Source organism: Pedobacter antarcticus (assembly GCF_900103515.1).
GTDB classification, from domain to species: Bacteria; Bacteroidota; Bacteroidia; order Sphingobacteriales; family Sphingobacteriaceae; genus Pedobacter; species Pedobacter antarcticus.
Genome location: NZ_FNGZ01000003.1, coordinates 593,773 through 603,775, shown reverse-complemented (window position 1 = coordinate 603,775; position 10,003 = coordinate 593,773). Strand labels below are relative to the sequence as shown.

The following is a 10,003-nucleotide window of genomic DNA, read 5'->3' as shown; positions in this document are numbered from 1 at the left end:
ACCCATATTTCCTCTGCGCACAGAGCAGCTCTTCGCTGAACTAGATCTGCATGCACTTTGAACCTGTGAAAGGAATTGGTGGTATATACCCATTTCTTTTTGGTTTTGATCAACATCCCCTGAGAACGTACAAGGTTAAATACAGCATCTCTGCCCATTGATATGCCGTGTCCCTGCAAGAAGCCATTGTTAAGTTCTTTGTAGAGTTTGATACATCCGGTTTTAGGGAGCTCTTTTCTGATCTCGTATATTTTTTTCCAATACAATTTCTTGTTCTAAAAAACACAGCCGTACGCTTCTTAAATGGCTATACCAGGCCTGCCTGGTATAGCCAAAGACAGCGCAAAGATTATCGATACTATAATCTTTGCGTGTTCCTTTTAACTCATAGATCACTTGGTAGCAGCTTTTTTTTTAAGATCTGTATTGTACTCCTGGTTAGCGATTGCAATTACCTTTTCAAGAGCTGCAATCTTCATCTCGGCCAATACAAGTCGTTTTTCTAACCCTTTTCGATCCTCGGAGCTCAAAGGCTCATTTGGGATAAGCGGTTCTTCTGGCATAAGCTGGGTTTGGGTCTTTCGGTACCAAGATACGAAGGATATGATAGTATGTTCAGGCAAACCATATTTTCTTGCTACCTGGGGGTAGCTGTAGGAACCTTGAATGTATTCCAAAGCTAACTGAACTCTAAAACTTTCTGAATGGGGAGAAACCCTCCCGCCTTTGCCCTTACTTGGACGTTCGTTTTTTATACTCATTTTTCTGTTTTGAAAAACTTTCTTATGTAAACTCATATCAGGAACGGACAACCAGCACCCTCGATAGACCACGCCAACCCAATTTAATATTCCTGAATTTACTTTAGTCTGAAGCCGGTATTCGTGATTTTACTTGCGAGTGGTTCAAATAATAGACATCAGTCTACCAATGTAGATCTATTCCCAAACAAATGGTATTTGTTAAAATATGTTAAGCATTTGCCCGAATAAAAGCCTTTAATTAGCTTAGCGAACAATTATTTTTAATTGACGTTATCGTAATATTAACTTATCTTTGCACAATGTTTAAAATTAAACACGTTTTTATACTATCTTTCACTGTAATTGCCTTAAGTATTGCAGGTTGCAAAAGCCGTTTTGAGAAAATCAGGCTAAGCAATGATGTAGCTAAAAAATACCAGGAGGCCATAAAACTTTACAATAAGAAAGATTATTCAAAAGCATTGATCCTGTTTGAAGATCTTTCTCAGAAATACAGAGGAAGAACGGAAGCTGAAGATCTGAACTATTATTACGCTTACACACTTTTTCGCTTAAAAGATTATACTACAGCCAGGTACCAGTTTAAATATTTTGCAGATACCTATCCGACAAGTAAAAATGCAGAAGAATGCCGTTACATGGGTGCATATTGCTACTACCTTGATTCACCCGAATATACATTAGATCAGGAGAACACCTATAAAGCGATTGATGCCTTACAGCTTTTCATTAACTTGTATCCGAAAAGTGAGCGCGTAGCTCAGGCAAGTCAGTATATTACAGATCTTCGTGCTAAACTGGAACTTAAAGCTTATACTAATGCAAGGTTATATTATGACCTGGGCGGTTATGATATCAGTAACTACAAATCGTCTGTTATTTCATTAAAAAATGCAGAGATTGATTTTCCCGATATCAAATATGCTGAGGAGATGGATTTACTGATTATTAAATCACAATATGCCTATGCTAAAAACAGCTTTCCTTATCGTCAGGAAGACCGTTATACAGAAGCTATAGGATATGCGAATGAATTTATTGAAAATCATCCGGAAAGTAAGTACCTTGAGGAGGCAAAAACATTAAAGACTGAATGTGAAAACGGCATCGCTAGTGCGAAAGAGCTCATGACACTGGAAGCCAATCAGATTGCGAAATACAAAGCAATGGTTGAAAAAGACAATAGTAAAGATACATCTGCTAATATTAAGAATAAAACCCCCAATCCATAATGAATACGAATAAACCCGCTATACCAAATACTACGGTAACCAGAAATGTGAATGATTTAGATCAGAAGACTGCTAATATTTATGAGTCTCTAGTGATTATTTCAAAAAGGGCTAATCAGATTTCAAACAACATGAAAGAAGAATTACACGGTAAATTAGCCGAGTTTGCTTCTTCAAATGACAATTTGGAAGAGATTTTCGAGAACAGGGAACAAATTGAAATCAGCAAGCATTATGAGCGTATGCCTAAGCCAAGCCTGATTGCCATTGACGAATTTCTGAACGATAAAGTTTACCACAGAAATCCAGCTAAAGATTCTCAATAAGCATTTTGCATAGGCATTAAGCTGCATCCCCAATTGCATTAATAGACCATGCTAAATAATAAAAATATTATCCTTGGCGTTTGCGGCAGTATTGCTGCATATAAAGCTGCAACGTTAGTCAGGCTACTGGTTAAATCTGGTGCAAACGTCAAGGTTATTCTCACAGCTGATGCGGCGAATTTTATAACGCCCTTAACTCTGGCCACCCTTTCAAAAAACCCGGTCTACACCAAATATTTCGAAGAAGAAACCGGTGTATGGAGTAACCATGTTGAATTGGGCCTTTGGGCTGACTACATGATTATCGCTCCGGCAAGTGCCAACACGCTGGCAAAAATGGCTGGTGGACTTTGCGACAATCTGCTTACTGCAGTTTATCTCTCTGCTAAATGTCCGGTATACTTTGCCCCGGCAATGGATCTGGATATGTGGAAACACGAAAGCACGGCAGCAAATATCTCAAAACTACAATCTTTTGGAAACGTACTAATCTCACCCAACAGTGGAGAACTCGCCAGCGGCCTGTTTGGTGCTGGCAGAATGGCAGAGCCAGAGGAAATTATCAGTTTTCTACAAGAAAGAATCCTTTCAAGCCTGTCTTTAGCCGGGGTGAAGGTAATGGTTACCGCGGGTCCTACTTACGAGCCTATTGATCCGGTAAGATTTATTGGCAATCATTCATCCGGGAAAATGGGTTTTGCTATTGCAGATGAATTCGCCGGTCTGGGAGCAGAAGTAACACTTATTAGCGGCCCCAGTGCAATGCAAAGTGTACAAAGAGTAAACCGAATAGACGTTACAACCGCAGCGGAAATGCTGGAAGCATGCCAGGCTAATTTTGAAGTCAGTAAAATAACAGTAATGAGTGCCGCAGTAGCAGATTACACGCCTGCACAAGTAGCTACGCAAAAGATCAAAAAATCTGATGACGACCTCAAAATAGAGCTCAAAAAAACAATTGATATACTGGCAACTCTGGGTAAGCGTAAACAGGAGGGGCAAATTCTGGTTGGATTCGCTTTGGAAACTCAGAATGAGGAAGAACACGCCAAAGGGAAACTGGTTAAGAAAAACCTGGATCTGATTGTTTTAAATTCCCTGAATGATCCCGGTGCCGGCTTTCAGAAAGACACCAATAAAATCAGTATCTTCAATCGTGATTTTGAAAAGCAGGTATTTAATACCAAGTCAAAAACTGAAGTCGCTAAAGATATTTGCAAAGCAATTCTTAACCTGTTCAAACCTCTATAACCGTTATCCCCCCTCTACTTTAAAGCGGTCAGCTTTGAATTTTACATACACAATCTGAGAAATTCCCGGCGTCTATAATTGAGCCGATTAAATAAATTTCAAAAAAATATTCGTACATGAATTATGGTTACAGATCAACAACATAAACCAACTGAAAGCGAATTAGAGATACTACAAATCCTTTGGGATAAAGGTAACTGTACGGTAAGAGAAGTACACGAAATTCTGACGCTGGAAAAAGAAGCCGGTTATACCACTACACTTAAACTGATGCAGATTATGCATGAAAAAGGTCTTGTTAAAAGAGACACCAGTGCAAAAACCCATATCTATACTGCTATTGTCAATCAACAAAAGACGCAAGAACAGCTAGTAACTAAACTTATAGATAATGCTTTTAACGGGTCCGCAGCACGGCTCGTTATGCAGGCCCTTGGGAACCACCAATCCAGTAAAGACGAAATAGAGGCAATCAAGGAATATCTGGACAAATTAGAAAAACAACAATAACATCAAACGTTATGGAAGCAATATTTGATCAAATTGTCCGGGCTACCGGATGGGCTATCCTCCACTCATTATGGCAGGGAGCAATAATTTACGGTGTACTATATTTAGTTATCCAGCCTGTCTTTAAATTCAAAGCAAGCACGAGATACACAATTGCTACAATGGGCGGATTGTTAATGCTGGGAAGCTTTTTATATACGTTTACAGAGCTTTTCCAATGGTCTGTTGTCTCTAGTGAAGCGTCCGCACAATCCTACTGGAAACAATTACCGGGATTAGTTCCACCGGCAGTGCCTTTAACAGCTGTAGAGTATATCGAAATGCTTTTCCCCTGGCTTGTACTCTTATATAGTGTTGGCCTGATTATCCAGAGTGTTATATTCTGGAAGGGTTACCGGAAAATACAAAACTTAAAAAATGCAGTCCATCAGTCTGTTCCAAAGGACTGGATGATCAAACTTGAAACTCTCCGGACAGAACTTGGTATCGGAAGAAAAATCGGTTATTATTTATCGGACAAAATTCAGGTTCCACTGGTCATCGGTTATATTAAACCAATCATTCTTTTTCCCGCAATGCTTGCAACACAGTTGGAGATGAACCAATTGGAAGCAATTATGATTCATGAATTATCTCACATCAGGAGAAATGACTACTTATTTAACTTATTAAGAACGCTTACTGAAACCATACTGTTCTTTAACCCTTTCGCATGGCTGATCGGAAAAATGATGGATATAGAGCGGGAAAATGCTTGTGATGATAAAGTTATTCAGTTAACCAACGCGCCTCTGACTTATGCAAAAGCCCTCTTACAACTGGAATTATTAACAAATACACAAAAACCTGTACTGGCTTTAGCTGCTACCGGTGAGGAACAACATCTGTATCAACGTATTAAAAGAATTACAAATATGAAAACGGAAAGTATAAACTCCAGACAGAAGCTACTGTCTATTGCACTGACTTTTGCTACACTGATTTCTTTAGCCTGGGTTAACCCGGCGAACGGTGAAAAGCGTCAGCAAAATTCACCGGCAGTCGTAAAAAAAGTAAATCAGCCAAAAAAGAGAGTTTCTACACCTGCATCTGACACACTAATTTATTCAAGTGGTAAAAGGGTTTATGTACTGGACAAAAGCAGGGATACGATTCCTGGTTTACAGGAAATAAATATCAACATTCCACCCATTCCACCCGTTCCGCCACTGCCTCCGATGTCAGAAATGCCGGCAACACCTCCGCTCCCACCCCTGCCGCCAGACTCCCTGGTTTTAAATGAAATTGTAAGCCTCTCCGGCAAATTAGCGAATGAAGTTTTACGCCTGCAATCTGACAAAAGCCACGACCGTGCTGAAATAAGCCGCCTGCATTCCAGAATTAAGCAAAGTGGAGAGGAGCTCAAAAACAAAATGAATTCTCCGGAACAAAAAGCTAAATGGGAGAAATATGGAAAAGACGTTGAAGCTGCTTATAACTCGCCAGAGCAAAAAGCTAAATGGGAGAAATACGGAAAAGACATGGAAGCTGCTTATAACTCTCCAGAACAGAAAGCTAAATGGGAGAAATTCCGAAAAGACATGGAAAAAACTGCTCTGAATTCGAAGGAGACAGCCCGTATCGTAAAAGCAGCTCAAGAACAGGCTGTGGAATTGAGAAAAGCATTGGAACAACAACAGGTTAAGGTTGAGTTCTGGTCAAAATAACCGGTGTAGTAAATAAGCACATATTTGAAATTTATTAAGCAGGGACTTTAATGTCGCCTGCTTTTTTTTTGTAAAAACAAAATAAACTTCCATTGCTTAAGTTTTGTTAATTTAGCAATCATATATGCTGCAAAAACTCTCTATACGTAATTACGCACTGATTGATAGCGTTGATCTGGAACTGGATAAAGGTTTAAATATCATTACCGGAGAAACCGGCGCTGGTAAATCAATTATGCTGGGCGCATTGTCACTGATACTGGGGCAACGTGCAGAAACTAAATATTTTTTCAATCAGGCAAAGAAATGTGTTATAGAAGGGCAATTCCACTTATCAGGAACATTTCTTCAGTCCTATTTTGAAGATCTGGATGTAGATTTTCTTCAGGATAGTATTCTGAGAAGAGAAATTTCCATAGACGGAAAATCGCGAGCATTTATTAATGATACACCGGTTACACTTGCGGTGATGAAGCAGATCGGTGAAAAGTTAATCGACATACACTCACAACATGCAACCTCGGAAGTCAGCGATCCCGGCTTTCAGCTATCGGTCGTAGATACACTTGCAGATCACCTTCCTCTACTCTCGTCTTACCGCGGAAAATTCAGACTTTATAAGCAAAAACTGCAACAGCTCATTAATCTGCAAACTGCAGCGGATGAAGCACGAAGTAGACAGGATTACGAACAATTTCTATTTAATGAGCTGGAACAGGCACAACTTCGATCCGGCGAGCAGGCAGAGCTGGAGATTGAACTGGAAGCACTTAACCATGCAGAAAGTATTAAAAGAGGCTTGTTAAATAGCCAGATGTTACTGGATGGCGAAGAAACAGCCGTACTACCTATTCTTAAGGAGGTGATCAGTCAGATTCAGGGTATTGAGAAATTCAATCCGGCATATACTTCTCTTAATGAAAGATTAAGGTCGACATTGATTGAAATTAAAGACATCGCCTCCGAATGCATAGGTTTGGAAGAGAGCATTCAGTTCAGCCCAATGAAAATAGAGGAGATTAATGCCAGGCTTGATACGATCTATACACTACAGCAGAAACACAGGGTCTCTACTGTAGAGGAACTGATAGAAATTCAGGAAGCATACAGCGATAGCTTGAATTCGATATTAAACAGTGACGAAGAAATTGAAAGACTGCTTCACGAAATTGATGAGCTTAAATCTGAATTGGAGAAGATTGCGGCAGAACTGTCTAAAAATAGAAAAAAAGCTATCGGCCATGCAGAAAATCAGGTTGCAGAGATACTAACCCGTGTGGGAATGCCCAATGCCAAGATAAAAATTGAGCAAAAGGTTGTAGAAAATCTAAATAAAGACGGTAAAGATGTGATTGCTCTCTTATTCACTGCGAATGCGGGGCAGGCACCGGCCCCAGTAGGAAAGGTTGCCTCAGGCGGTGAATTATCCAGACTTATGCTGGCTATTAAATCTATCATTTCCAAACATACAGCCTTACCGACACTGATTTTTGATGAGATCGATACCGGAATTTCAGGAGAAACGGCTTTAAGAGTTGGAGATGTCATCGGCGAACTGGAGCAAAACATGCAGGTTATCTGTATTACCCATCTTCCACAAATTGCAGCTAAAGGTGATGCACATTATTTCGTCTATAAAAAAGAAGAGTCAGAAAAAACCACAACCGGCATACGCAGGCTGAATAATAAGGAACGGATCAATGCAATCGCCGAAATGCTGAGTGGCCATAACCCTGGCGAATCTGCATTGAAAAATGCTGCAGATCTTTTACATCTCAATAAAACGGCCTAATCTTGCCTTACCTACAAGTTGATATTTTATAATGGTTAGACTTTTCATCTGCTTTATTTTCTTTTGTTCATCTCTGTCATTATCTGCACAGGGATTATTTGCTATCAGCGGGCAGGTGAAAGATAAAAAAGGCGAGACATTACCGGGAGCTGGAATTTACTTAAGTGGATATACAACAGCTACGGTGACCGATAACAACGGTAAATTTACATTACCGGCACTCAAACCCGGGTCGTACGAGGTTGTGATTCAAATGATGGGATTTCTTCCTTATAGTAAGAGTATATTAATCACCGACCAGTCGGCATCTTTTACTGCGATTCTATCGGAAAACACGATACAATTACAAGAAGTAACGATTAAGGCTGATCCAAACAGAGCTAAAAATCTCAAATTATTTCTAGAGTTTTTTATTGGCCGAACTCCGAATTCAGCCCAGTGCAAACTCTTAAATCCTCAGATTCTTTTTATTGAGGACGATAGAAAAGAAGGGATTCTTAGGGTAAGTACCAACGACTTTCTGATCGTTGAGAACAAAGCGCTGGGTTACAGACTAAAATACATGCTCAATCTTTTCGAGTATAATTTCAACACCAGGATCATTTATTTTTCCGGGCTACCGGTCTTTGAAGATTTAAAAGGCTCAGGCTCGAAACGGAAGAAGTGGTTACAAGCTCGTGAAATTGCCTATGCAGGTTCTCCGCAGCATTTCTTCCAGTCTCTGTATAAGAATCAGATCCAGCAAGAAGGTTTTATTCTCTATAAGCGGGTAAAAACAAAAAACCCGGACAGGCCTGCCGATAGTATAATTCAAGCCGCCAAAGAGAGATTAGTAAAAAGAATCCATGGCCCCTTAAAAGCAGGTTCCGCGCTAGCCGATTCTCTCTCCTACTGGCAGCAGGTGCAGCAGATGCCGGCAGAAAATGTTACGCTGGACATGAGGGGAGTGCAGACCGATACTTTAATTAAAACCGCCGGTCCGGATCTGAAAACAATTAACTATACAGATGAACTGTATGTGTTATTTACGCCTGAACAGGAAAGCAACACGTATTCATCGTCAGGGCATTATGTCCTCAGACCATTGACTATACCTAATTACCAGATTTCCGTAATCCGCATGCTGAAAGGACCTGTCGGCTTTTACGCAAACGGAGGAATGAGAGATTCCAGAGCGTTGCTATATGAAGGTTTTTGGGCTTATGAAAAAATAGGAGACATGGTACCCATGGATTATGTACCTTTAGCTAAATAATAATACCGTCTTGTTTTTTACTAAAAATATTAGTATTTTTAGCGTGATAGCAAAGATGATATGCCTAGAGAACAAAACACACGGAATTCATACATTAAGGCAGATGAATATCTCAAAGGCCGGGGAGCGCAGCTTAATATACATAACAAATTTGCTGCAAATACCTATGTACGGGATCACGCAGAAGGGATAGACGACTGGGAAACTGGTGGAAAAGCAAAAACTGTTTATATAGAAGGTAGCTCCAAGTCCATTGTTAACCCTGTAGATAGTCCTGACGTAGGTATGGAATTCTCCATGAATCCTTACCAGGGCTGTGAACATGGCTGCACTTATTGTTACGCCCGGAATACGCATGAGTATTGGGGTTTCAGTGCCGGTCTGGACTTTGAGCAGAAAATCATCGTAAAAAAAGATGCTCCAGCGCTGTTCAGAAAGTTTCTGGAACGAAAAAGCTGGGATGCGAGTGTGATTTCTCTCTCTGGTAATACAGATTGCTATCAGCCGGCAGAAAGAAAATACCGCATTACCCGGGAACTCCTGCGAATTGCTGCCGATTACGGACAGCCTGTAAGCCTGATCACTAAAAATTCGCTGATCCTGCGGGATCTTGACATTTTAAAAGAGCTGGCTTCCAGAAACCTCTGCGCTGTATACCTGTCCATTAACAGTCTCAATGAAGACCTTCGTTTAAAAATGGAGCCTAGAACGGCAACGGCGAAGCAGCGGCTCAAAGTTCTCTCTGCCTTAAGTGACGCAGGTATTCCTGCAGGTGTTATGGTCGCACCACTTATTCCAGGTCTTAGTGATCACGAAATCCCGTCTATTTTGAAGGAAATCACTGCATGCGGAGCGATTCACGCAGGGTATACAGTAGTTCGGCTCAATGGTGCCATCTCAGTTATCTTCAGGGACTGGCTTGAACAGAATTTTCCTGACCGGGCAGAAAAAGTATGGCATCAGATTCAGTCCTGCCATCAGGGTGCCGTAAATGACAGCCGTTTCGGCACACGAATGAGAGGTGAAGGCAATATTGCAAAAATGATCCGGGATACCTTCCGCTTACATTGCAGGCTGAACGGCCTGAATAAGGATCGGATTAATCTAGATTCCAGCCAGTTCTGTATACCTGGATCACAGCTCAATTTGTTCGGCAGGCTTTAATAT

Annotated in this window: 9 protein-coding genes and 1 pseudogene; 8 read left to right on the top strand and 2 right to left on the bottom strand. The window is 40.6% G+C overall.

Annotated features, from left to right (window positions below):
- Both BLR53_RS20045 and BLR53_RS09900 read right to left on the bottom strand, forming a co-directional pair.
- A pseudogene (locus BLR53_RS20045) lies at positions 1–266 on the bottom strand (hypothetical protein); the annotation flags it as partial.
- Between the two features lie 126 nt (positions 267–392).
- Positions 393–797 (bottom strand): hypothetical protein, encoded by a 405-nt coding sequence (locus BLR53_RS09900; protein WP_037441788.1) that lies wholly within the window; start codon positions 795–797, stop codon positions 393–395.
- A 266-nt stretch (positions 798–1,063) separates the two neighbouring features.
- Here BLR53_RS09900 and BLR53_RS09895 point away from each other — a divergent pair, with 266 nt between their 5' ends.
- The 8 genes from BLR53_RS09895 (at position 1,064) to BLR53_RS09860 (ending at position 10,000) form a co-directional block, all read left to right on the top strand.
- Positions 1,064–1,996 carry an outer membrane protein assembly factor BamD gene (locus BLR53_RS09895; RefSeq protein WP_051759497.1) on the top strand — a complete coding sequence of 311 codons (933 nt, stop codon included), beginning with the start codon at positions 1,064–1,066 and terminating at the stop codon, positions 1,994–1,996.
- The gene (locus BLR53_RS09890; protein ID WP_037437949.1) at positions 1,996–2,322 is read left to right on the top strand and encodes a DNA-directed RNA polymerase subunit omega; all 327 of its coding nucleotides are present in this window, start codon (positions 1,996–1,998) and stop codon (positions 2,320–2,322) included. The genes BLR53_RS09895 and BLR53_RS09890 overlap by 1 nt, the downstream gene beginning before the upstream one ends.
- Positions 2,323–2,370: 48 nt before the next feature.
- Complete coding sequence (coaBC, locus tag BLR53_RS09885) at positions 2,371–3,573, top strand: bifunctional phosphopantothenoylcysteine decarboxylase/phosphopantothenate--cysteine ligase CoaBC (protein ID WP_074589242.1); 1,203 nt, start codon at positions 2,371–2,373, stop codon at positions 3,571–3,573.
- Between the two features lie 123 nt (positions 3,574–3,696).
- Entirely contained in the window at positions 3,697–4,083 is a 387-nt protein-coding gene (locus BLR53_RS09880) for a BlaI/MecI/CopY family transcriptional regulator (RefSeq protein WP_037437946.1), read from the top strand.
- A gap of 11 nt (positions 4,084–4,094) precedes the next feature.
- Positions 4,095–5,789 (top strand): M56 family metallopeptidase, encoded by a 1,695-nt coding sequence (locus BLR53_RS09875; RefSeq protein ID WP_074589239.1) that lies wholly within the window; start codon positions 4,095–4,097, stop codon positions 5,787–5,789.
- A 124-nt stretch (positions 5,790–5,913) separates the two neighbouring features.
- Positions 5,914–7,581, top strand: a complete 1,668-nt coding sequence (recN, locus tag BLR53_RS09870; RefSeq protein ID WP_037437943.1) for a DNA repair protein RecN — start codon at positions 5,914–5,916, stop codon at positions 7,579–7,581.
- Positions 7,582–7,612: 31 nt separating this feature from the next.
- Positions 7,613–8,836, top strand: a complete 1,224-nt coding sequence (locus BLR53_RS09865; protein WP_037437941.1) for a carboxypeptidase-like regulatory domain-containing protein — start codon at positions 7,613–7,615, stop codon at positions 8,834–8,836.
- A 60-nt stretch (positions 8,837–8,896) separates the two neighbouring features.
- Positions 8,897–10,000, top strand: coding sequence for a PA0069 family radical SAM protein (locus BLR53_RS09860; protein ID WP_074589236.1), 1,104 nt, complete (start codon positions 8,897–8,899; stop codon positions 9,998–10,000).
- Positions 10,001–10,003: the final 3 nt, after the last annotated feature.

Excerpts from the sequence above, each read along its gene's own strand:
- BLR53_RS09875 (WP_074589239.1), top strand. The coding sequence starts at position 4,095 with ATGGAAGCAATATTTGATCAAATTGTCCGGGCTACCGGATGGGCTATC.
- BLR53_RS09860 (WP_074589236.1), top strand. The coding sequence starts at position 8,897 with ATGCCTAGAGAACAAAACACACGGAATTCATACATTAAGGCAGATGAA.
- recN (WP_037437943.1), top strand. The coding sequence starts at position 5,914 with ATGCTGCAAAAACTCTCTATACGTAATTACGCACTGATTGATAGCGTT.
- coaBC (WP_074589242.1), top strand. The coding sequence starts at position 2,371 with ATGCTAAATAATAAAAATATTATCCTTGGCGTTTGCGGCAGTATTGCT.
- BLR53_RS09890 (WP_037437949.1), top strand. The coding sequence starts at position 1,996 with ATGAATACGAATAAACCCGCTATACCAAATACTACGGTAACCAGAAAT.
- BLR53_RS09865 (WP_037437941.1), top strand. The coding sequence starts at position 7,613 with ATGGTTAGACTTTTCATCTGCTTTATTTTCTTTTGTTCATCTCTGTCA.
- BLR53_RS09895 (WP_051759497.1), top strand. The coding sequence starts at position 1,064 with ATGTTTAAAATTAAACACGTTTTTATACTATCTTTCACTGTAATTGCC.
- BLR53_RS09900 (WP_037441788.1), bottom strand. The coding sequence starts at position 797 with ATGAGTTTACATAAGAAAGTTTTTCAAAACAGAAAAATGAGTATAAAA.
- BLR53_RS09880 (WP_037437946.1), top strand. The coding sequence starts at position 3,697 with ATGGTTACAGATCAACAACATAAACCAACTGAAAGCGAATTAGAGATA.